Here is a 20,288-nt window from a genome sequence, read left to right as displayed (position 1 = left end):
CCCGCTTCCCCCGGTTCCCCCGCTCTCCCGCCCCCCGTTCCCGGGAGGGTCAGACGGCTTCCGGCCCCGGCAGGGCGCCCGATTTGGCCGCCCGGCTGTACCAGAGGGCGCTGGCCTTCGGAGTGCGTTCCTGGGAGGCGTAGTCGACGTAGACCGCGCCGAAGCGCTTCTCGTAGCCGTACGCCCACTCGAAGTTGTCCAGCAGGGACCACAGGTAGTAGCCGCGCACGTCCGCGCCGTCGGTGATGGCCCGGCGGACCGCGGCGAGATGGCCGTGCAGGTAGGCGATCCGCTCCGGGTCGTGCACCGTGCCGTCGGCGCCGGGCTTGTCGTCGTAGGCGGCGCCGTTCTCGGTGACGTGGAGCGGCAGGCCGGGCGCGTCCCGGGTGTACCGCATGATCAACTCGTGCAGCCCGGTCGGGTCGACGGACCAGCCCATCTCGGTGCGCTCCCCGGGCGCCTGGTGGAAGGCCACGTCGTCCGCGGCCGGCCACGGCGAGTGCTCGCTCGCCCCGTGACCGTCGGCCCGCGATCCCTCCGCGTCCGGGTCCGCAGCCGAGACCAGGGTGGGCGTGTAGTAGTTGAGGCCCAGTGCGTCCAGCGGCTGGTGGATCAGGTCCAGGTCGCCGTCCTGGATGCACGACCAGTCCGTCAGCGACGAGGTCGCCGTCAACAGCGACTCGGGGTAGGCGCCCTTCAGGATCGGGCCGTGGAAGATGCCGTTGGCCAGGTCGTCGATCTTGCGCGCCGCCGCCAGGTCCGCCGGGTCGCCGGGGGAGAGGGGCCGGACCACCGCGGAGTTGAGGCTGATCGCGATCGAGTTGCGGGCCGGCATCACGGACCGCAGCGCCTTGGCGCCCAGTCCGTGGGCCAGGTTCAGGTGGTGGGCGGCCCGCAGCGAGGCCACCGGGTCGGTACGCCCCGGCGCGTGCACGCCGGAGGCGTAGCCCAGGAACGCGCTGCACCAGGGCTCGTTGAGCGTGATCCACTGCTCCACCCGGTCGCCGAGCGCCTCACCGACGATCTGCGCGTACTCGGCGAAGCGGTACGCGGTGTCGCGCTCCGGCCAGCCGCCCGCGTCCTCCAGCTCCTGCGGCAGGTCCCAGTGGTAGAGGGTGACGGCCGGTTTGATGCCGTGAGCCAACAGCTCGTCGACCAGCCGGCGGTAGAAGTCCAGGCCGCGCTGTACGGCCGGGCCGCGGCCGGTCGGCTGCACCCGGGGCCAGGAGACGGAGAAGCGGTAGGCACCCAGGCCCAGTTCCGCCATCAACGCCACGTCGTCGCGGTAGCGGTGGTAGTGGTCGACAGCGATGTCACCGGTGTCGCCGCCGGCGGTCTTGCCCGGCGTGTGGCTGAAGGTGTCCCAGATGGACGGCGTACGACCGTCCTCCCGCACCGCGCCCTCGATCTGGTAGGCGGAGGTCGCGGCGCCCCAGAGGAAGGCGGGGGGGAAGGCCGCCGGGGTCACCGGCGTGGTGGAGTCAGTCATGGAAGCGCTCCCATAGGCGGTCGTGGAGGGACCTGCGAGTCAGGATCAGAGGTGAGAAGAGGAGAAGAGAGGGAGGGAGGGGGAGGGAGGGGGAGGGAGAGAAGGAGGGGAAGGGGGAAGGGCGGGAGGGGACGGCGCGGGGACGAGCAGGGGCCGAGGCGTCGGTGACCCGGCCCCCTGGTGGGAGAGATCGGCAGACGGAGTCAGCCCTTGACCGCCCCCTGCATGATGCCGCCCACGATCTGCTTGCCGAAGACGGCGAAGACCAGCAGCAGCGGCAGTGTGCCCAGCAGGGCACCCGCCATGATCAGGGACTGGTCGGGGGTGAATCCGCGGCCGAGGCCCGCGACCGCGACCTGCACGGTCGGGTTGCCGGACTGGGTCAGGACGAGGAACGGCCACAGGAAGTCGTTCCAGGTCTGCACGAACATCAGCATGCCCAGCACGGCCATCGCCGGCCGCGCCGCCGGGAACACCACGTGCCACACCACGCGCCAGCTGCTCGCGCCGTCGACCCGGGCGGCCTCGATGACCTCGTCCGGCAGCGCCTGGAGCAGGTACTGCCGCATGAAGAACACGCCGAACGCGCTCACCAGCGACGGGAAGATCACGGCCTGCAGCTGGTCGGTCCAGTCCAGTTTGGCGACCATCATGTACAGCGGGATGATGCTCAGTTGCGGCGGGACCATCATGGTGCCGATCACGAGCAGCATCAGCGCGCCCCGGCCCCGGAAGCGCAGCTTGGCGAAGGCGAATCCGGCGATCGTCGACAGGATGACGACGGTCACCGCCGAAATGCCCGCCACGATCGTGGTGTTGAGGAACGCCTCACCGAGGTTGGCTTCGGTCCAGGCGATCTCCAGGTTCTTGAACAGGTTCGAGCCGAACCAGAACGGCGGCGGGGTCTGCGCGAGGCGCTGGGTGTCCCGGGAGGCGGCGATCGCGGTCCACACCAGCGGGAACAACGAGACGATCGTGAACACGATCAGGATCGCGTACGCGATCGGGCCGCCGTGCAGGGTGCCGCCGGCCCGCGCGGACTTCGGCAGACGGGAGCGCCTCTGCTCCTTGGCGGACGTGGTCTCGGGTGGCGGGGGCGTCACAGTCGTCGTCACGGCCACAACTCCTTAACTGCTGGCGCGCAGCCGGCGCGAGATGACGTAGTTGATGATGCCGATGACGATCAGGATCAGGAACATCACCCAGGCGATCGCCGAGGCACGGCCCAGGTGCTGGTTGATCCAGCCCTGTTCGTACAGGTACAGGCCGAGCGTCTGGAACTGGTGCTCCGCACCGCCGGACGCGCCCTTGTTGGGGTCGAACAGCAGCGGCTCGCCGAAGACCTGGCTGGCGCCGATCGTGGAGACGACCACCGTGAACAGGATCGTCGGGCGCAGCGACGGCAGCGTCACGTGCAGGAACTGCTGCCAGCGGCTGGCGCCGTCCAGCGCCGCCGACTCGTACAGGTCCTGTGGGATCGCCTGCATCGCGGCCAGGTAGATCAGCGCGTTGTAACCGGTCCAGCGCCAGATGATGATCGTCGAGACGGCGAACTGCCCGGGCCACTTGTCGTCCTGCCAGGCGATCGGGTCGATCCCGACGAAGTCCAGCGCCCAGTTGATCATCCCGTAGTCACGCCCGAAGAGCAGCACGAACACCAGGGAGGCGGCGGCGATCGAGGTGGCGTACGGGGCGAGCATCGCGACCCGGTAGAAGGTCGAGGCACGCAGCTTGTAGTTGAGGATGTGGGCGATGCCCATCGCCATCAGCAACTGCGGAACGGTCGAGATGATGCCGATGGTCAGCGTGTTCTTCGCCGCGTTCCAGAAGAAGTCGTCGTCGAAGATCCGGGTGTAGTTCTTCAGCCCGACCCAGTTCATGTCGGTCGGGGCGGTCAGCTCCACCTGGTGCAGCGAGGCCCAGCCGGTGTAGACCAGCGGGAACAGGCCGAAGGCGAGGAACAGCAGGAAGAACGGCGCGACGAAGGCGTACGGGCTCCAGCGCACGTCCCGCTGCCAGCGGCGGGACAGCTTGCGCCGGCGCCGCTCCTCCTTGTCCCCGGAACTCTCGGACGCGGTGCCCCCGGACGGGCGGCCCGGGGCCGCGCCCCCCTTGACGGGGGACGCGGCGGTGTCGTGGCGGGTGGACATCCGGGTCACTTGTCCAGGTTGTTGTCGATGGTCTTGACGGCCGTCTCCCAGGCTTCCTTCGGCGACTTGCCCTTGGTCACCAGAATGACGCCGTTGTCGCCCAGGCCCTGCGAGATGATCTGGTCCTTCGGGCCGATGACCTGGACCGGGATCTGCTTGGCGGCCTCGGCGAAGACCTCACCGATCGGGGCGTCGCCGGTCATCTCGTTCACCGCACCGGTCACTTCGGGGCTGTCGAAGATGGTCTGGGCACTCGGGAAGCTGCCCTGCACCTCGAACAGCTTCGCCTGCTGTTCGGGCGCGGTCAGCCAGGCGACGAGCTTCTTGGCCTCCTCGACGTTCTTGGCGCTCTTGGGCACGGTCAGGAAGGAGCCGCCCCAGTTGCCGGCCTTGGGGGGCAGGGCCACGTCCCACTTGCCCGCGGCGTCCGGCTGGGACTTGCCCTTGATGTAGCCGAGCATCCAGGGCGGGCAGGACATCGCGGCGAACTTGTTGTTGGCGATCGTCTGGTCCCACGAGGGCTGGAACTGCGTCTGGGCGCCGACCAGCCCGTCCTCGGCGGCCTTCGCGGTCATGTCGAAGGCCTTCTTGACGGCGGGGTTGGTCTTGTAGATGACCTCGCCGGAGGAGTCGTAGAAGCGCTTCTCCTCACTGCTGAGGATGGCGCTCATCAGACCGCCGGGGGAGTCCATGAAGGTGGTGCCCTTGGGCGCCTTCTTCTGGTAGTCCTCACCGACCTCGATCAGCTTGGCCCAGTCGCCGGCCCACAGCTTGCCGAGTTCTTCGCGGTCGGTCGGCAGGCCCGCCTTCTCGAACAGGTCCTTGCGGTAGCAGATCGCCATCGGGCCGATGTCGGTGCCCAGGCCGACGGTCTGGCCGTCCTTGGTGGTGGCCTGCTCCCACTTCCACTCGAGCCAGTCGCTCTTGTTCACGCCCTCGGCCTTGGAGAGGTCCTCGAGCTTGCCGGCCTGGGTCTCCACGATCTCGGCGATGTTGCCGACTTCGACGGCCTGGACGTCCTGCAGACCGCTGTTGGTGGTGAGGTGGTTGAGCAGCGCCGGGTAGTAGTTCTCGTTGCGCTCGACGACGTTCTCGGCGATCTTGATGTCCGGGTTCAGCTTCTCGTACTCGGCGTAGAGACCGGCTTCCTTGAAGCCGAAGGTGCCGAACAGGCCCAGCGTGATCGTGGTCTTGCCCTTGCCGCCCGACGAGGAGTCGGAGTCGCCGTCTCCGCCGTCGTCGGCACAGCCGGCCAGCAGCCCGGTGCCCAGCGACACCACGGCCGCGACGGCCAGCGCCTTGCGGGTGAAGGGCTTCCCCCCGCCCGTGCGCTGCCGAGAGAGGGGGAGGGTACGTGCTCGCATTGCGTCCTCCTGTTGCCCTGACGTGCCGACCCCCCGGCCAACGGCTTTGTTGGGCCCGTCTGTTGCGTGCTGCGGCTCGGGCGGGGAACGTGCGGGTTGTGTATGTGTCAGGTACCGTGGGAGCGCTCCCACAAGTGATGTGTTGAAGGGTTGCGGGTCCGGGCGAGGGTGTCAAGGGACCGGACGCGGAGAACTGCCTTCAGTTATAAGGCCGTTAGTCGGCGCCCGGGCCTCACCGGGGATGTCCCGAGGGTCGGACGGTGGTCGCCACTGCCGGCGGGGCTGTTAGATTCCAGGCCAGCAGGCCGGCAGGGCACAGGACGGAAGGCGGGGCGCAGATGGCGAGCCACGGAGCGCGGGGCCGCAGCGGTGGCCGGCCCACCCTCGAAGAGGTGGCGGCGCGCGCCGGTGTCGGCCGGGGCACGGTCTCCCGGGTGATCAACGGGTCACCCCGGGTGAGCGACGCCACCCGGGCCGCCGTGGAGGCCGCCGTCGCCGAGCTCGGTTACGTCCCGAACACGGCCGCCCGCGCGCTGGCCGCCAACCGCACCGACGCGATCGCGCTGGTCGTGCCCGAACCGGAGACCCGGTTCTTCGCCGAACCGTACTTCTCGGACATGCTGCGCGGCGTGGGGGCGGCGCTCTCCGACACCGAGATGCAGCTGCTGCTGATCTTCGCGGGCAGCGACCGGGAGCGGCAGCGGCTCGCCGACTATCTGGCCGCGCACCGCGTGGACGGCGTGCTGCTGGTCTCCGTGCACGCCGACGACCCGCTGCCCGACATGCTCGCCCGGCTGGAGATCCCGGCCGTGATCAGCGGCCCCCGGTCGGCCGCGGAGACCCTGACCTCGGTCGACTCGGACAACTACGACGGCGCCCGTCAGGCAGTCGAGCACCTCATCGGCCGGGGCCGGCACCGTATCGCCCACATCACCGGCCGCCTCGACGTGTACGGCGCCCAGCGGCGCGTCGACGGCTACCGTGACGCCCTGCGGGACGCGGGCCACGCGGTGGACGACCTGCTGATCGAGGCGGGCGACTTCTCCGAGGAGGGCGGCCGGCACGCGATGGCGGCCCTGCTGGAGCGCCGCCCCGACCTGGACGCGGTCTTCGCCGCCTCCGACGTGACCGCCGCCGGTGCCCGGCACGCGCTGCGCGAGGCGGGCCGCCGCATCCCCGACGACGTGGCCCTGGTCGGCTACGACGACTCCGCCATCGCCCGCCACATGGACCCGCCGCTGACCAGCGTGCGCCAGCCCATAGAGGAGATGGGCCACCGGATGATCGACCTCCTCCTCGCCGAGATCGCCGACCGCCGCCCGCCCGCCTCACGCGGGCTGGAACGACGTCAGGTGGTCCTGGCCACGGAACTGGTGGAGCGCGCCTCGTCCTGACGTGGGTCGCGGGGCCCGGGGCAGGTGGGCCCCGGGCCGGCGGGAGGCCGACTGTTCCCGAGCCCTGTGAAACAGATCAAGGGCCGACCCGTTCTCACGGGCCGGCCCTTGATCCTTCAGGGTGAGTGACGGGACTTGAACCCGCGACATCCTGGACCACAACCAGGTGCTCTACCAGCTGAGCTACACCCACCACGGCCGGTACCGGTGAAGATCGGTGTCTTCCCCGACCGGCCGAGAAAAAGTGTACCTGGTCCGAAGGGGTGCTCGCGCCAGGGTTTCGCGGCGCCCTTCGGACGACCGCCTCACACGCCTACTGAGCAGGCAGGACGTGCTTGGCGGCGATCTTCTTCGCGGTGTCGGAGTCGGGGCCGGGCTGCGGCACGAAGACGGCCTCGCGGTAGTAGCGCAGCTCCGCGATGGACTCGCGGATGTCGGCCAGCGCGCGGTGGTTGCCGTTCTTCTCGGGGCTGTTGAAATAAGCCCTCGGGTACCAGCGGCGCGCCAGCTCCTTGATGCTCGACACGTCCACGATGCGGTAGTGCAGGTAGTCCTCCAGCGTCGGCATGTCCCGCAGCAGGAATCCGCGGTCCGTGCCGACGGAGTTGCCGCACAGGGGCGCCTTGCCGGGCTCCTTGACGTGTTCCTTCACGTACGCGAGGACGCGCCGCTCGGCGTCCTCGAGCGTCGTGCCGTCCGCCAGCTCGGCGAGCAGCCCGGACGCGGTGTGCATCTCACGCACCACCTCCGGCATCGTCTCCAGGGCCCCTTCCGGCGGGCGGATGACGATGTCCACACCGTCGCCGAGCACGTTCAGCTCGGAGTCGGTGACGAGGGCGGCCACCTCGATGAGCGCGTCGTCGGACAGCGAGAGGCCGGTCATCTCGCAGTCGATCCACACCATGCGATCGTTCATATGTCTAACCTTACGGCGCGCGGGAGCGCAGGTGACCCGTCGGGGACCGGGTGAGTGATGCGGACGGAGAGGCGGGCCGGGCCGGAGACTTCCGTCCCCGACCCGGCCCGTCGGCTGATTACCGTGTTCCCGTCGCGCTCCTGTCTCAGGTCCGCCTCACGGCGCGCTGCGCTGTCCCGGCACGCTCGCCCGCGTGGGGACGTACGCCTCGCGGCCGAGGTCCGCCGAGGCCGTCAGGGACGGCCCGCCCAGGGTGCTCGCGGCCGCCGCACGCCGGGACTGGTGCGGGACGGAGTTGTCCGGGTGCGGTGCGGCGGACGCCGGGCCGGCCTGTCCCGGGTGCCCGTGCTGGTGCGCCGGGCCGGACGGGACGGCTCCCGGGGTGTTCGGGATGCCGTCGGCGCCCTGGTTCCGCTCGGCCTGGGGGCGTCGCGCGCGGTACGCGGCCCGGTAGGCGGCCGGGGACGAACCCAGCTGGCGCCGGAAGTGGCCCCGCAGCGCGACCGGTGAGCGGAAGCCGCAGCGGCCCGCGACCTCGTCCACCGAGTAGTCGGACGTCTCCAGCAGGCGCTGGGCCTGCAGCACCCGCTGCGTGATCAGCCACTGCAGCGGCGCGCTGCCGGTCAGCGAGCGGAAGCGGCGGTCGAACGTACGACGGCTCATGTACGCGCGTGCCGCCAGCGTCTCCACGTCGAACTGTTCGTGGAGGTGCTCCAGCGCCCAGGCGACGACCTCGGCGAGCGGGTCGGCGCCGATCTCCTCGGGTAAAGACCTGTCGAGATAGCGCTCCTGACCACCCGTCCGGCGCGGTGGGACGACGAGGCGCCGGGCGAGTGCCCCCGCCGCCTCGTTGCCGTGATCCGTGCGCACGATGTGCAGGCACAGATCGATTCCGGCCGCCGTACCCGCCGACGTCAGCACGTCGCCGTCGTCCACGAAGAGTTCGCGCGGATCGACGTGCACCGACGGATAGCGTTTCGCCAGCGTCGGCGCGTACATCCAGTGGGTGGTCGCCGGACGGCCGTCCAGCAGGCCGGCCGCCGCGAGCACGAAGGCGCCGGTGCACAGCCCGACGATGCGGGCGCCCTCCTCGTGGGCGCGGCGCAGCGCTTCGAGCGCGTCGTCCGGCGGCGGCGAGGTGATCGAACGCCAGGCGGGCACGACGACGGTGCCCGCGCGGGCGATCGCCTCCAGGCCGTGCGGCGCGGTGAGTTCGAGGCCCCCCGTGGTCCGCAGCGGGCCCCCCTCTCCGGCGCTCACCAGCAGTCGGTAGCGCGGTACGCCGGCGTCCTGGCGGTCAACCCCGAACACCGACAGCGGTATGGAACTCTCGAAGATGGGACCGCCGCTGAACAGCAGCACGGCGACGATCTCCTTGCGGCGTCGCCCGGCGAGTTTCCGGGCCGCGATCTCCGGCGCGGCAGTGGAGTCGTGGCTCATACTGCTAAGCCCCCCTCGGTGGTCGCGGCGCCCTGATCCTTTCGGGTCTGTCGCTCCAACACGTTTCCCCTCGGTCCTGCACGAGTCCCCCGCCGTAAGACAGTCAAGATCGAATCTACTGTGTCCCGTCGTGCCCGGGTGGCCAGTTCGGTCCCGGCGCATTGTCGACTTGGCAACTTGGCGTGAAGCATTCGATCACGAAGGGTCGCACTCGTGGGCCGTGCAGGGAAGTGCGCCTTGTCGTGGTGGCTAATCCCCGTAGGGTGCGCAGGGGCTGCCGACCCCTTTTTGTGCAGGTCGAACGAGGGTTGGGGGGTGGCCACGGCAGGAGATGCACAGGTTGCGGAAGTTGGCTGAAAACATATGCCCGTGGGCGCGGAAACCGGTCATGCGACCGGTGTATCCCCGCCATCCCGCGCCGCCCGCTCGGAGCCGCACCGGAACAGGGCGACCGGCGCCGGCGGACGGCTGAACGCCGCAGGGCGGACCACGTCGGTGATCGGACCCCGGGAGGAGTCCCGGCGCGAAGGCTCCCCGGAAGAGGCCGGTGCGCGGTCCGCCCCGGCGGCGGGGCGGGGACCGGACGTGAGGGGCTCCCTGTGGCGTGGCCCACGGGGTCGACGCGCGGGCGGGGTGCCGGTCACCACACGGCACACGGGGACACTCTCGGGGCTCGGCCCACCCCGTGCAAACCGCCTGTAGGGCGCAGCGACCATTGCGTGACGGGCGCTTCCTCGGGCATGCTCCGGAAAACCCGTCGGCCGGCTCGGTCGGGGGTCTGGGCCGATAACGCGTACCGCCGTACCCTTGGGGGTATGGGGTTGGGAAGATGATTCCCGGACACAGCTCCGACGCACCCTGTCGTCACCCATCACAAGGATCACAACGCCGAGACAGCCATGGCCGGTCACGAATTCTTCGAACCCGCGGACCGTAAGCGACCCCTCGCCGACCCCACGGCGGCCGAGCCGCTCGGGGCCGACCCCCTGGGCGCGGAAAAGTCGCGCCGTCCGTGCGATCCCGCGTTCCGGCACGGTGTGGTCGTCGGCTTCGACGGCTCCACCTCCAGTGAGCGGGCCCTCGCCTACGCGATCGGCATGGCCCGGCGCTTCGGCTCCGCGCTGATCATCGTCCATGTCGCCAACCGGCTGCCCACCACGGTGTGGGCGGGCTGCGAGCCGCCGGTCTTCGTCGACGTCCCGGACCACCGCACCGAGGTCCTCGGCCTCGAGCTGGCCTGCGCGGACCACCTCACCGAGGTGCCCTGGATCCTGGTCGAGCGCGGCGGCGACATCTGCCACGAACTCGAGGAGGTCGGCCGGGAGTACGAGGCCGACGCGATCGTCGTCGGCTCCACCCACGGTCTGGTGGGCCGGCTCTTCGGCTCCGTCGCCGGTCGGCTCGCCAAGCGGGCCCAGCGCCCCGTGGTGGTCATCCCCTGAGGCGCGGGCCCGTCGGACAGGCCTACTCGACCGTGACCGACTTGGCGAGGTTCCTCGGCTTGTCGATGTCCCTGCCCAGGGCCAACGCCGTGTGGTAGGCGAGGAGTTGGAGCGGGATGCCCATGAGGATGGGGTCCAGTTCGTCCTCGTTCTTCGGGACGACGACGGTGTGGTCGGCCTTCTCCTGCTCCTGGTGGGCGACCGCCATGATCGGTCCGCTGCGGGCCTTGATCTCCTCCAGGGCCGCGCGGTTCTTCTCCAGCAGGTCGTCGTCGGGGACGATCGCCACCGTGGGCAGCGCGGGCTCGATCAGGGCCAGCGGGCCGTGCTTGAGCTCGGACGCCGGGTAGGCCTCCGCGTGGATGTAGGAGACCTCCTTGAGCTTCAGGGACGCCTCACGGGCCACCGGGTAGCCCCGGACCCGGCCGATGAAGAGCATCGAGCGGGCCTCCGCGTACTGCAGGGCCAGCTTCCTGATCTCCTCCTCCTGCTCCAGGATCTCGGTGATCTGCCCCGGCAGCCTGCGCAGCCCCTCGATGATCCGCTTGCCGTCGCTCACGGACAGGTCGCGGGTGCGGCCCAGGTGCAGGGCGAGGAGGGCGAAGGCGACCGTGGTGTTGGTGAAGCACTTCGTGGACACCACGCAGACCTCGGGACCGGCGTGCACGTACATGCCGCCGTCCGCCTCGCGGGCGATCGCGGAACCGACGACGTTCACCACGCCCAGCACCCGCGCGCCCTTGCGCTTCAGCTCCTGCACCGCCGCCAGCACGTCGTACGTCTCACCCGACTGGGACACCGCGACGTACAGCGCGTCGGGGTCGACGACCGCGTTGCGGTAACGGAACTCGGAGGCCGGCTCGGCGTCGGCCGGGATACGGGCGAGCTCCTCGATCATCTGGGCGCCGATCAGCCCCGCATGGTACGAGGTGCCGCAGCCGAGGATCTTCACCCGGCGGATCCGGCGCGCCTCACGGGCGTCCAGGTTCAGGCCGCCGAGGCGCACCGTGGAGAAGCGGTCGTCGATACGGCCCCGCAGCACCCGGTCCACGGCCTCGGCCTGCTCGTGGATCTCCTTGTGCATGTAGGTGTCGTGGCCACCCATGTCGTACGAGGCGGCCTCCCACTCCACGGTGGTCGGCTCGGTCGTCGTACGGGTGCCCTCGGTGGTGTAGGTGCGGAAGTCGTCGGCCTTGAGGGTGGCCATCTCGCCGTCGTCGAGGGTGACGATCTGCCGGGTGTGGGTGACCAGGGCGGCTATGTCCGAGGCGACGAACATCTCCTTCTCGCCGATGCCGAGCACCACGGGCGAACCGTTGCGGGCCACCACGATGCGGTCCGGGAAGTCGGCGTGCAGCACGGCGATGCCGTAGGTGCCCTCGATGACCCGCACCGTCTCGCGGACCTTGTCCTCCAGCTTCTCGGCCTGCGAGCGGGCGATCAGGTGGGTGAGGACCTCGGTGTCCGTCTCCGAGAGGAACTCGACGCCGTCCGCCTCCAGCTTGCGGCGCAGGTCGGCGGCGTTGTCGATGATGCCGTTGTGGACGACGGCGACCCGGCCCTCGGCGTCCAGGTGCGGGTGGGCGTTCACGTCGGAGGGGGCGCCGTGGGTGGCCCAGCGGGTGTGGGCGATGCCGGTGGTGCCCTTGAAACGGGCCGGGACCTTCGCCTCCAGCTCGCGCACCCGGCCCTTGGCCTTGACCGTCCTCAGTCCGGCGGCCTTCGGCGACGTGATGGCGATGCCCGCCGAGTCGTAGCCCCGGTACTCCAGGCGCTGCAGGCCTTCGAGCAGCAGAGGGGCGACATCACGCCTGCCGATGTATCCGACGATTCCGCACATATGGGTGTGTTCCTAGCCGTAGACGATGCGCCGCAGCTGCCGGAGCGAGAGCTCCGGCGGGGCCACCGCGCGATATCTGAGATCCGCCTCGATCCGTTCGAAGATCGTCGCGTTCACCAGGCCCTGGGCCTGGAGCTCACGGTGGCGGCGACGGACGTACTCCTCGGTCGTCTCGTCGAAGTAGGCGAGCACGTCCTGGACCACGCGCAGCGCCTCGCCCCGGCTGAGGGGCGTGGAGCGCGTCAGATGATCGACCAGTTCGTCGTGCACCCGACGATCCTGAGGTAACGGGGAGGCTCGTGCAAGAATCCTGCCCGATTTCGGGCAGGAAAGTGTGCGGGGCGTCGGCATTCGTGGACGGCAGCCGTAGACGGTGGACGTTCACCGGTTTCCTGCGAGGAGGTCCCGGCGTTCACGCCGGGGAGAACCGCATCCCGCGTCGGCGACGCGGAGCGCACTCACAGCCGCTTCAGGACGGCCTGTTTGGCCAAGGTGAACTCCTCGTCCGTCAGGACGCCGGAGCGGTGCAGTTCGCCCAGCTCGCGCAGCCGGCGCAGCAGCGCGTCGTGCTCGTCCTCGGAGGCGGCGGAGGTGCCGGGGGCGGTCTCCGGTTCTGCCGGGCGTTCGTGCCCGGAACGGTCCCGGGCGGTGTCGCCCCCGAGGGCGAGCGGGGAGTCCCTGGCGGCCGGGTGGGGCAGGCGGGCCTGGACGGCGGCGGCGACGAGCGCCATCAGGGGGTCCTTCTTGAAGCCCCACAGCTCCACCGCGTTGGGGTCGTACTTGGCCGGGGCCTCGGTGGGCGCGTGGCGCACGACGAAACGCAGGTGGCCGTTCTCCAGTCCGGTCGCCGGCACCCATTCCACGGCATCTATGTCGGTCAGCGCGAGGGTGCGGGTGCCGGCGGCGGACTTGGCGTCCTCCGTCTTCCAGTTCCACTCCAGACGGATCCGCTCCCCGTCGAAGCTCACCGAGCCGTCCCCGGCGGAGGCGGACAGCGGTATGGACGGGCCGGGCAGCAGGTACTCCTGGACCGGCTCGGAGGGGACCTGGTCCAGCAGCAGGGCACCTCGCACCTCGTCCGTGAAGTACTCGGCGACGCCGTACCGGTCGGACTCCACGACCAGCTGGTACGGATCGTGCGGCTCGGTGAGCCGGCCGCCGGTCGCCTGCAGCTGGGGGTCCCCCCACGCCGTTCAGGCAGTGGGGGAGGGTCGGCGCCCTCGCGCAGCCGCAGCCTGAGCCGCCCCGCCTTTCTGCCCTGCTCGAACGAGATCCCCGCCAGCGCGCCGAGCGGGACCAGCAGTTCGCCCAGCGTCCGGCGGAGCAGCCCGGCGTTCTTGTCCCGTCCGGGAGTCAGCCGCAGGGCGTTCCCGTCGAAGGCCCAGGTTCCGTCCTTCTGGATGATTTCCGCCATGGGGGATTGTTTCACCGGATCGGGGGAGGGCGGTCCGCACCGACCCGGTTCCCGGCCGGGTGGGTCAGAATCCCGCGATCGGGTTCTTCAGGGTGCCGACCAGTTGGAGCGCGCCGGACGGGTCCGTGAGGTCGACCATCTGCCGGTTGTCGCGCAGCTGGAGCCGGTTGAGGCAGGACAGTGCGAACTCGGGGGCGAACATGTCGTACCGGGCGAACTCGTCGGCGAGTTCGGGCACCGACGCCTGGTACTCGCGGGTGGTCTCCGCGACCGTCCGCCAGAAGTCGTCCTCGGTCAGGACGCCCGCGGAGGCGAGGTCGGAGGCGAGGAAGCGGAAGAAGCAGTCGAAGACGTCCGTGAAGACCGACAGCAGCTTCTGGTCCTCCGGCACCTCCACGCGGATGCGGGAGACCTCCGGCGGCAGCACCGCGTCCGGGTCCAGCACCGCGATCTCCTCGGCGATGTCCTTGTAGACCGCGCGCCGCACCACCCCGTCCTCCAGCACCAGGACCACGTTCTCGCCGTGCGGCATGAACACCAGGTCGTAGGCGTAGAAACTGTGCAGCAGCGGGGTGTAGTAGGCGCGCAGGTAGTGCCGCAGCCACTCGGTGGGGGCGAGCCGGGACCGCTCGATCAGCGCGCCCGCGAAGGACGTCCCCTCGTGGTCCACGTGGAGCAGGGAGGCCATGGTGGCGAGGGACTCGCCGTCTCGCAGCGAGGGCACCGGGCTCTCCCGCCACAGCGCGGCCAGCATCTTGCGGTACGGCGAGTGGCGGTCGGTGGCCTGCTCGTACTCCAGGTGCCGGTAGCCGACCGCCGCCCGCTCCCGGATGATCGTCAGCCCCGTGGAGCGCAGTACCGGGTCGTTCTCGACGATCCGCGCCAGCCAGTCGTTGATCGCCGGGGTGGCCTCCATGTAGGCGGCCGAAAGACCGCGCATGAAGCCCATGTTGAGGACGGACAGAGCCGTCTTCACGTAGTGCTTCTCGGGGTTCGACCGGTTGAAGAAGGTCCGGACGGACTGCTGGGCCAGGTACTCGTCACCGCCCTCGCCGAGGCACACCAGGTGGCGGCGGGCGACCTCGGCGGCGAAGGTGACGGCGAGCTTGTTCCACCACTGCCAGGGGTGGACGGGGATGAGGAGGTAGTCGGCCGGGTCGAGGCCCTGGTCGGTGAGCGTCCGGTGGAAGCGCTCGACGGTGTCCTCGCCCAGCTCCTGCCGCAGGAACGACTCGTACTCGATGCCGACGCCGGCCGTGAACGCCGCCCGCGAGCGGTGCGCCGCCAGCCACACCAGCCGTACCGGGTTCGCCGTCTCCGGCGCGTAGGCGCGGTACTCCCGGATGCCGAAGCCGAGCCGCCCGTTGTTGGCGACGAAGCAGGGGTGGCCCTCGGTCATGCCGGTCTCGATGGCCTGGAAGTCGGCGCCGACCAGCTCGGCCGAGGTGACCGGCGGCTTGGCGAGCTTGTAGCAGGTGCCGGAGAGGGTGGAGGAGATCTCCTCCAGGTACACCGGCAGGACCTCGTCGCTCAGCCCGAGCGACTTGTGCAGCTCGATGAAGAAGTCCAGGGCGACCAGGGGGAGTTCGGACCCGTCGCGGTGCCGGCTGATGGAGTCGGCGGCCACCTGCCAGTGGTCCAGGGCGCGGCGGACGGCGGTGAAGCGGTACTCGGTCAGGCCGTCGTCGCTGCGCACGACGTAGCCGCCCCCGCCCGTCTCCTCGGGGTGGATCAGCCGCTCGTGCGCGAACTCGGCGAGCGCCTTGCGGATCAGCAGGCGGTTGGCCGTCTCCCAGCGTTCGGGGGTGAGGTGGTCCACGGCGTCGGCGGGGCTCATATGCCCACCCCCGTGGCCGTGGTGAACCGTTCGCGGGTGCAGAAGCTCAGCAAGGCCCTCTTCTCCGGCTTGTCGATCTCGCGTACGGGGACGAAGCCCACGGCCTCGTTCAGGGCGTGCACCGCCTTGTTGGACACGTCCGGTTCGACGACGACGCGCCGGACCGCCGGGTCGCGGAAGAGGTGCGCCATCACGGCGGTGATGACGGACCGGGTGAAACCGTGCACCGGGGTGTCGGTGGGCGCGACCAGGAAGTGCATGCCGACGTCCCCCGGCTCCGGCTCGTACAGGCCGGCCAGCTCGCGGTGGGCGGGGTCGTACGTCTCCATCAGGAAGGCGGGCCGACCGTCGTGCAGCCCCAGGTGGGCGTGGTGGTGTTCGTCGGCGGCGATCCTCATGTACGCGCGCTCGACGTCCTGGAGCCTCGCGCCCTGCATCATCCAGAACGCGGCCTTGGGATCGGTGACCCAGGAGTGCAGCAGTCCGGCGTCCCGGAGCGGGTCGAGCGGGCGAACGGTGAAGGTGCCCAGTGCGCACCGGTAGCCGCCGGTGTCGGTGATGTTCATCGAAGTCTCCTTGCGTGGAAATCCCGTCCTTCAGGGCGGGGAGGAAACGCATCCTCGGAGCGGAGCGGCGCAGCGGCGGGGATCGTTCCGTCGTCCCAGCAACGGACCTCGATCACAGGGAAACTGATAGAACGTGAGGTATGACGCAGCAGGTCAAGCGGGCTTTCAAGTACCGCTTCTACCCCACGGACGAGCAGGCGGCTGAGCTGTCGCGCACGTTCGGCTGCGTCCGCCTCGTCTACAACAAGGCGCTGGAGGAGCGCACGCGGGCCTGGTACGGCGAGCAGCGCCGCATCTCCTACGTCCAGTCCTCCGCACGCCTGACGGAGTGGAAGAAGACCGAGGAACTCGCCTTCCTGACCGAGGTGTCCTCCGTCCCGCTCCAGCAGGCACTGCGCCATCTCCAGACGGCGTTCGGGAACTTCTTCGCCAAGCGGGCCAAGTACCCCCGGTACAAGAGCCGGAAGAAGTCCCGGGCGTCGGCCGAGTACACCCGTAGTGCCTTCAAGTGGCGCGACGGGAAGCTGACCCTGGCCAAGATGGCGGACCCGCTGGACATCCGCTGGTCGCGTCCTCTGCCCGAAGGGGCAGAGCCGACGACGGTGACGGTTTCCCGAGACGCGGCGGGTCGCTGGTTCGTGTCCTTGCTGTGCGAGGAAACCATCACCCCCGCGCCTGCCACCACGGCGGCCGTGGGCATCGACGCCGGGATCACCTCCCTCGTGACGCTGTCCACCGGAGAGAAGATCACCAAGCCGAAGCATGAGCGCCGCGACCGCGCCCGCCTGGCCCGCGCGCAGCGCGAGCTGTCGCGGAAGGCCAAGGGTTCGGCGAACCGGGAGAAGGCCCGCCGGAAGGTGGCCCGCGTCCACGCGCGGATCGCCGACCGGCGCCGCGACTTCCTCCACAAGCTGTCCACTCGACTCGTCCGTGAGAACCAAACGGTCGTGATCGAGGACCTCACCGTCCGCAACCTGCTGAAGAACCGCAAGCTGGCGCGCGCCATCTCCGACGCCTCCTGGACGGAACTCCGGTCGATGCTGGAGTACAAGTGCGCCTGGTACGGGCGCGACCTCGTGGTGATCGACCGCTTCTTCCCCAGCAGCAAGCTGTGTGGCGCCTGCGGCACGGTCCGCGAGAAGCTGCCGTTGAACGTCCGCGAGTGGACGTGTGACTGTGGCGCCGTGCATGACCGCGACGTGAACGCGGCACGCAACATTCTGGCCGCCGGGCTGGCGGCGTCTGCCTGTGGAGACGGTGTAAGACCTCAACGGGAGTCCTCCCGGACGGGGCGGTCGTCGGTGAAGCAGGAACCCCAGCGGGCGACCGCTGGAATCCCCCGCCTTTAGGCGGGGGAGGAAGTCAAACGGCGAATTCCTGGAAGGCGATGGACTTCTCCACGGGGTAGTACTCGGAGCCGAGCATCTCGCGGATGATGCAGCTGTTGCGGTACGGGCCCATGCCCAGGTCCGGGCTGGTGACGCTGTGCGTGTGGACACCGGCGTTCTGCAGGAACACGCTCCGGCCGGTCACGTCGACGGCGTAGTTGCGGGCCACGTCGAACCGGCCGCGGCCGTCGAAGCGGAGCCGGTCGCGGACGGGGTCGAGGAAGGCCGGCGGTTCGTAGTGATAGCCGGTGGCCAGCACCAGGCCCTCGGTGCGCAGCTCGAAGTCCTTGTCCTGCTCGTCCTGGTGGAAGCCGAGCGCGTACCCGCCGTTCTCGTGACGGGCGCCGACGAGCGAGGAGTTGGTGAGCAGCCGGGTGGGGACCGGGCGGTCGCCGCTCTCGATGTTCTTCTGGTACAGCAGGTCGAAGATGGCGTCGACGAGGTCGGAGTTGATGCCCTTGAACAGACCCTTCTGCTGCTTCTCCAGCCGGTAGCGGGTCTCCTCGGGCAGCGCGCGGAAGTAGTCGATGTAGTCCGGGGAGGTCATCTCCAGGGTCAGCTTGGTGTACTCCAGCGGGAAGAACCGCGGGGAGCGGGTGACCCAGTTGAGCGAGTAGCCGTGGACGTCGATCTCGGACAGCAGCTCGTAGTAGATCTCGGCGGCGCTCTGCCCGCTGCCGACGACCGTGATCGACTCCTTCTGCCGCAGCTCCGCCCTGCGGTGCGCGTACTCGGAGGTGTGCAGCAGGTCTCCGCCCAGGCCGCGGCACGGCTCGGGCACGAACGGCACGGTGCCGGTGCCGAGCACCAGCCGCCGGGCGCGGTAGGTGTCACCGGCCCCGGTCCGTACGGCGTACAGCTCGGTGCTCTCGTCGTACGTCACCTCGGTGACGGTCGCGTCGAAGCGGATGCTGCTCAGCCGGCCGGCGGCCCAGCGGCAGTAGTCGTCGTACTCGACGCGCAGCGGGTAGAAGTTCTCCCGGATGTAGAACGAGTACAGCCGGCCCTTCTCCTTCAGGTAGTTGAGGAAGGAGTAGGGGGAGGTCGGGTCGGCGAGCGTGACCAGGTCCGACATGAACGGCGTCTGGAGGTGGGCGCCGTCGAGGAACATCCCGGCGTGCCACTCGAAGTCCGGCTTGGACTCCAGGAAGACGCCGTTCAGGTCGCCGATGGGCTCGGTGAGGCAGGCGAGGCCGAGGTTGAAGGGGCCCAGCCCGATCCCCACGAAGTCGTAGGCGGTGTCGGGGGCTTCAGGAAGCGCGGTCAAGGGGCTCTCCCAGGTACTGCTCGGCGTGGCCGGCGATCAGATCGAGGACGGCGGTGATGTCGGCGGTCGTGGTCTCGGGGTTCAGCAGGGTGAACTTCAGGTAGTGGCGTCCCGCCACCTTGGTGCCCGCGACGACCGCGTCACCGGAGGCGAACAGGGCTTTGCGGGCGTGGAGGTTGGCCCGGTCGATCTCGGCGGGGTCGGTGACGGCGGCCGGGACGTAGCGGAAGACGAGCGTGGACAGCGACGGTTCGACGACCACGTCGAAGCGCGGGTCGGCGACGAGCAGCTTCCAGCCCTCGTGGGCCAGGTCGCAGACCTCGTCGAAGAGCCCGCCGATGCCGTCGGCGCCCATCACGCGCAGCGTCATCCACAGTTTCAGCGCGTCGAAGCGGCGGGTGGTCTGCAGGGACTTGTCGACCTGGTTGGGGATGCGCTCGGTCACCATGCGGCGCGGGTTGAGGTACTCCGCGTGGTAGGTGGCGTGCCGCAGCGTGGCCGCATCGCGGACCAGTACGGCCGACGAACTCACCGGCTGGAAGAAGGACTTGTGGTAATCGACGGTGACCGAGTCGGCGCGTTCGATGCCGTCGATCCGGTCCCGGTGCTTCAGCGAGGCGAGCAGTCCGCAGCCGTAGGCGGCGTCCACGTGCATCCAGACGCCGTACTGGGCGCACAGTTCGGCGATCTCGGGCAGCGGGTCGATGGAGCCGAAGTCGGTGCTTCCGGCGGTGGCGACGACGGCCATGGGGACGAGGCCGTCCTCGGTGCAGCGCGCCAGCTCGCGGGCGAGGGCGACGGTCTGCAGTCGCTTGTCGTGGTCGACGGGGACCGGCACCACCGCGTCCGGGCCGAGGCCGAGCAGTTTCGCGGACTTCTGCACGCTGAAGTGGCTGATCTCGGAGGCGAGGACGCGCAGTTTCGCGAGGTCGCCGGTCTTGGCCTCCTCACGGGCCAGCAGCAGCGCCTGGAGGTTGGACTGGGTGCCGCCGGAGGTGAACACCCCGTCGGCGGACGGCCCGAGGCCGATGCGGGCGGCCGTCCAGGCGATCAGTTTCCGCTCGATGAGGGTGCCGCCGGCCGACTGGTCCCAGGTGTCCAGGGAGGAGTTGACGGCACAGAGCACCGCCTCGCCGAGCACGGCCGGGATGACGACCGGGCAGTTGAGGTGGGCGAGGTAGCGGGGGTGGTGGAAGTAGACCGCGTCCCGGAGGTAGACGTCCTCCAGTTCGTCCAGCGCTGCGGTGGTGTCGTGCAGCGGCCGGTCGAGGTCGATCCGCTCGATGACGGGGGCGAGGGCGTCGACCGTGACGCCGGTGAACGGACGTTCGGTGGTGGCGAGTTTGGCTGCCACCCGCTCGACTCCTTCGGTCACGGAGCGGCGGTAGTGCTCCGCGGTGGTGTCGTTGAGCAGGTGCGAGCGCATGTGGGGGCCTCCGGTGGGGATGGTCCGGTGCGGGGAGGGAGCGGGGCGCGCGCCGCGGTGCGGCCCACTTTTACTTAGGTGAGCCTAGCCTAAGTAGGGGGGCTCTGTTCCTGCTCCGGCCGTGACCGTGATCACTCCGTCGCGAGGTGTGCGGGGCACTCAACTGGCGCCGTGGTCAACGCTGTTCGCGCAACTGTTCCTTTGCCGGGCTTCGGCGCCCCCGCCCCCTCCGGGCCCGGTCGGCGTCGGAAACGGACCGAGCCGCCTCGTTCCGTCGGCCTGGAGGGAGGGGGAGCGGAACGGGGCGGCTGCGGCGGTGGTCATGTACGGCTCCCGGGGAGGGTTCCGGCAGGGG

The 20,288-nt window shown here is 69.9% G+C and carries 15 protein-coding genes, 1 tRNA gene and 1 pseudogene; 3 read left to right on the top strand and 14 right to left on the bottom strand.

The features are described 5' to 3' along the window. Nucleotides 1–49: 49 nt before the first annotated feature. From AB0I73_RS15240 to AB0I73_RS15225, 4 genes are all read right to left on the bottom strand, one after another. Nucleotides 50–1,489, bottom strand: coding sequence for a GH1 family beta-glucosidase (locus tag AB0I73_RS15240; protein ID WP_363037435.1), 1,440 nt, complete (start codon nucleotides 1,487–1,489; stop codon nucleotides 50–52). A gap of 203 nt (nucleotides 1,490–1,692) precedes the next feature. Next, entirely contained in the window at nucleotides 1,693–2,604 is a 912-nt protein-coding gene (locus tag AB0I73_RS15235) for a carbohydrate ABC transporter permease (RefSeq protein ID WP_363037433.1), read from the bottom strand. Between the two features lie 12 nt (nucleotides 2,605–2,616). Then, nucleotides 2,617–3,639: a sugar ABC transporter permease gene (locus AB0I73_RS15230; protein WP_363037504.1), complete on the bottom strand. Its 1,023-nt coding sequence runs from the start codon at nucleotides 3,637–3,639 to the stop codon at nucleotides 2,617–2,619. A 5-nt stretch (nucleotides 3,640–3,644) separates the two neighbouring features. Further along, the gene (locus tag AB0I73_RS15225) at nucleotides 3,645–5,003 is read right to left on the bottom strand and encodes an extracellular solute-binding protein (protein ID WP_363037431.1); all 1,359 of its coding nucleotides are present in this window, start codon (nucleotides 5,001–5,003) and stop codon (nucleotides 3,645–3,647) included. A 338-nt stretch (nucleotides 5,004–5,341) separates the two neighbouring features. Between AB0I73_RS15225 and AB0I73_RS15220 the strand changes: the two genes are divergently transcribed. Beyond that, nucleotides 5,342–6,397, top strand: coding sequence for a LacI family DNA-binding transcriptional regulator (locus AB0I73_RS15220; protein ID WP_363037429.1), 1,056 nt, complete (start codon nucleotides 5,342–5,344; stop codon nucleotides 6,395–6,397). 120 nt (nucleotides 6,398–6,517) lie between these two features. Here the strand turns inward: AB0I73_RS15220 and AB0I73_RS15215 are convergent. The 3 genes from AB0I73_RS15215 to AB0I73_RS15205 form a co-directional block, all read right to left on the bottom strand. Further along, nucleotides 6,518–6,590 (bottom strand) — tRNA-His (locus AB0I73_RS15215). A gap of 120 nt (nucleotides 6,591–6,710) precedes the next feature. Further along, nucleotides 6,711–7,313: an oligoribonuclease gene (gene orn, locus AB0I73_RS15210; protein ID WP_363037427.1), complete on the bottom strand. Its 603-nt coding sequence runs from the start codon at nucleotides 7,311–7,313 to the stop codon at nucleotides 6,711–6,713. A gap of 156 nt (nucleotides 7,314–7,469) precedes the next feature. After that, nucleotides 7,470–8,753 (bottom strand): helix-turn-helix domain-containing protein, encoded by a 1,284-nt coding sequence (locus tag AB0I73_RS15205; RefSeq protein ID WP_363037425.1) that lies wholly within the window; start codon nucleotides 8,751–8,753, stop codon nucleotides 7,470–7,472. A gap of 899 nt (nucleotides 8,754–9,652) precedes the next feature. Between AB0I73_RS15205 and AB0I73_RS15200 the strand changes: the two genes are divergently transcribed. Further along, complete coding sequence (locus tag AB0I73_RS15200) at nucleotides 9,653–10,195, top strand: universal stress protein (RefSeq protein WP_363037423.1); 543 nt, start codon at nucleotides 9,653–9,655, stop codon at nucleotides 10,193–10,195. Nucleotides 10,196–10,217: 22 nt separating this feature from the next. Here the strand turns inward: AB0I73_RS15200 and glmS are convergent, their stop codons facing one another. From glmS to AB0I73_RS15175, 5 genes and pseudogenes are all read right to left on the bottom strand, one after another. Continuing rightward, complete coding sequence (glmS, locus tag AB0I73_RS15195) at nucleotides 10,218–12,035, bottom strand: glutamine--fructose-6-phosphate transaminase (isomerizing) (RefSeq protein ID WP_363037422.1); 1,818 nt, start codon at nucleotides 12,033–12,035, stop codon at nucleotides 10,218–10,220. Between the two features lie 12 nt (nucleotides 12,036–12,047). Beyond that, entirely contained in the window at nucleotides 12,048–12,305 is a 258-nt protein-coding gene (locus tag AB0I73_RS15190) for a hypothetical protein (RefSeq protein WP_030217181.1), read from the bottom strand. Between the two features lie 188 nt (nucleotides 12,306–12,493). Further along, nucleotides 12,494–13,449: pseudogene (locus AB0I73_RS15185) on the bottom strand (DUF4429 domain-containing protein). A gap of 64 nt (nucleotides 13,450–13,513) precedes the next feature. Further along, entirely contained in the window at nucleotides 13,514–15,286 is a 1,773-nt protein-coding gene (locus tag AB0I73_RS15180; RefSeq protein ID WP_363037420.1) for an IucA/IucC family siderophore biosynthesis protein, read from the bottom strand. Further along, nucleotides 15,283–15,852: a GNAT family N-acetyltransferase gene (locus AB0I73_RS15175; protein WP_363037419.1), complete on the bottom strand. Its 570-nt coding sequence runs from the start codon at nucleotides 15,850–15,852 to the stop codon at nucleotides 15,283–15,285. Before AB0I73_RS15175 ends, AB0I73_RS15180 begins: the two co-directional genes overlap by 4 nt. 140 nt (nucleotides 15,853–15,992) lie before the next feature. Here AB0I73_RS15175 and AB0I73_RS15170 point away from each other — a divergent pair, with 140 nt between their 5' ends. Then, the gene (locus AB0I73_RS15170) at nucleotides 15,993–17,201 is read left to right on the top strand and encodes an RNA-guided endonuclease TnpB family protein (protein WP_363037417.1); all 1,209 of its coding nucleotides are present in this window, start codon (nucleotides 15,993–15,995) and stop codon (nucleotides 17,199–17,201) included. Between the two features lie 13 nt (nucleotides 17,202–17,214). Here AB0I73_RS15170 and AB0I73_RS15165 read toward each other — a convergent pair whose 3' ends face one another. Beyond that, complete coding sequence (locus tag AB0I73_RS15165; RefSeq protein ID WP_363037415.1) at nucleotides 17,215–18,507, bottom strand: lysine N(6)-hydroxylase/L-ornithine N(5)-oxygenase family protein; 1,293 nt, start codon at nucleotides 18,505–18,507, stop codon at nucleotides 17,215–17,217. Next, the gene (gene desA / locus AB0I73_RS15160) at nucleotides 18,491–19,933 is read right to left on the bottom strand and encodes a lysine decarboxylase DesA (RefSeq protein ID WP_363037413.1); all 1,443 of its coding nucleotides are present in this window, start codon (nucleotides 19,931–19,933) and stop codon (nucleotides 18,491–18,493) included. Before desA ends, AB0I73_RS15165 begins: the two co-directional genes overlap by 17 nt. Nucleotides 19,934–20,288 lie beyond the last annotated feature (355 nt).

Source organism: Streptomyces sp. NPDC050388, from assembly GCF_040655635.1.
In the GTDB taxonomy this organism is placed as follows: domain Bacteria; phylum Actinomycetota; class Actinomycetes; order Streptomycetales; family Streptomycetaceae; genus Streptomyces.
This window is presented reverse-complemented; position numbering and strand designations above follow the sequence as displayed.

Excerpts from the sequence above, each read along its gene's own strand:
- AB0I73_RS15240 (WP_363037435.1), bottom strand. The coding sequence starts at position 1,489 with ATGACTGACTCCACCACGCCGGTGACCCCGGCGGCCTTCCCCCCCGCC.
- AB0I73_RS15230 (WP_363037504.1), bottom strand. The coding sequence starts at position 3,639 with ATGTCCACCCGCCACGACACCGCCGCGTCCCCCGTCAAGGGGGGCGCG.
- AB0I73_RS15225 (WP_363037431.1), bottom strand. The coding sequence starts at position 5,003 with ATGCGAGCACGTACCCTCCCCCTCTCTCGGCAGCGCACGGGCGGGGGG.
- AB0I73_RS15220 (WP_363037429.1), top strand. The coding sequence starts at position 5,342 with ATGGCGAGCCACGGAGCGCGGGGCCGCAGCGGTGGCCGGCCCACCCTC.
- orn (WP_363037427.1), bottom strand. The coding sequence starts at position 7,313 with ATGAACGATCGCATGGTGTGGATCGACTGCGAGATGACCGGCCTCTCG.
- AB0I73_RS15205 (WP_363037425.1), bottom strand. The coding sequence starts at position 8,753 with ATGAGCCACGACTCCACTGCCGCGCCGGAGATCGCGGCCCGGAAACTC.
- AB0I73_RS15200 (WP_363037423.1), top strand. The coding sequence starts at position 9,653 with ATGGCCGGTCACGAATTCTTCGAACCCGCGGACCGTAAGCGACCCCTC.
- glmS (WP_363037422.1), bottom strand. The coding sequence starts at position 12,035 with ATGTGCGGAATCGTCGGATACATCGGCAGGCGTGATGTCGCCCCTCTG.
- AB0I73_RS15180 (WP_363037420.1), bottom strand. The coding sequence starts at position 15,286 with ATGAGCCCCGCCGACGCCGTGGACCACCTCACCCCCGAACGCTGGGAG.
- AB0I73_RS15175 (WP_363037419.1), bottom strand. The coding sequence starts at position 15,852 with ATGAACATCACCGACACCGGCGGCTACCGGTGCGCACTGGGCACCTTC.
- AB0I73_RS15170 (WP_363037417.1), top strand. The coding sequence starts at position 15,993 with ATGACGCAGCAGGTCAAGCGGGCTTTCAAGTACCGCTTCTACCCCACG.
- desA (WP_363037413.1), bottom strand. The coding sequence starts at position 19,933 with ATGCGCTCGCACCTGCTCAACGACACCACCGCGGAGCACTACCGCCGC.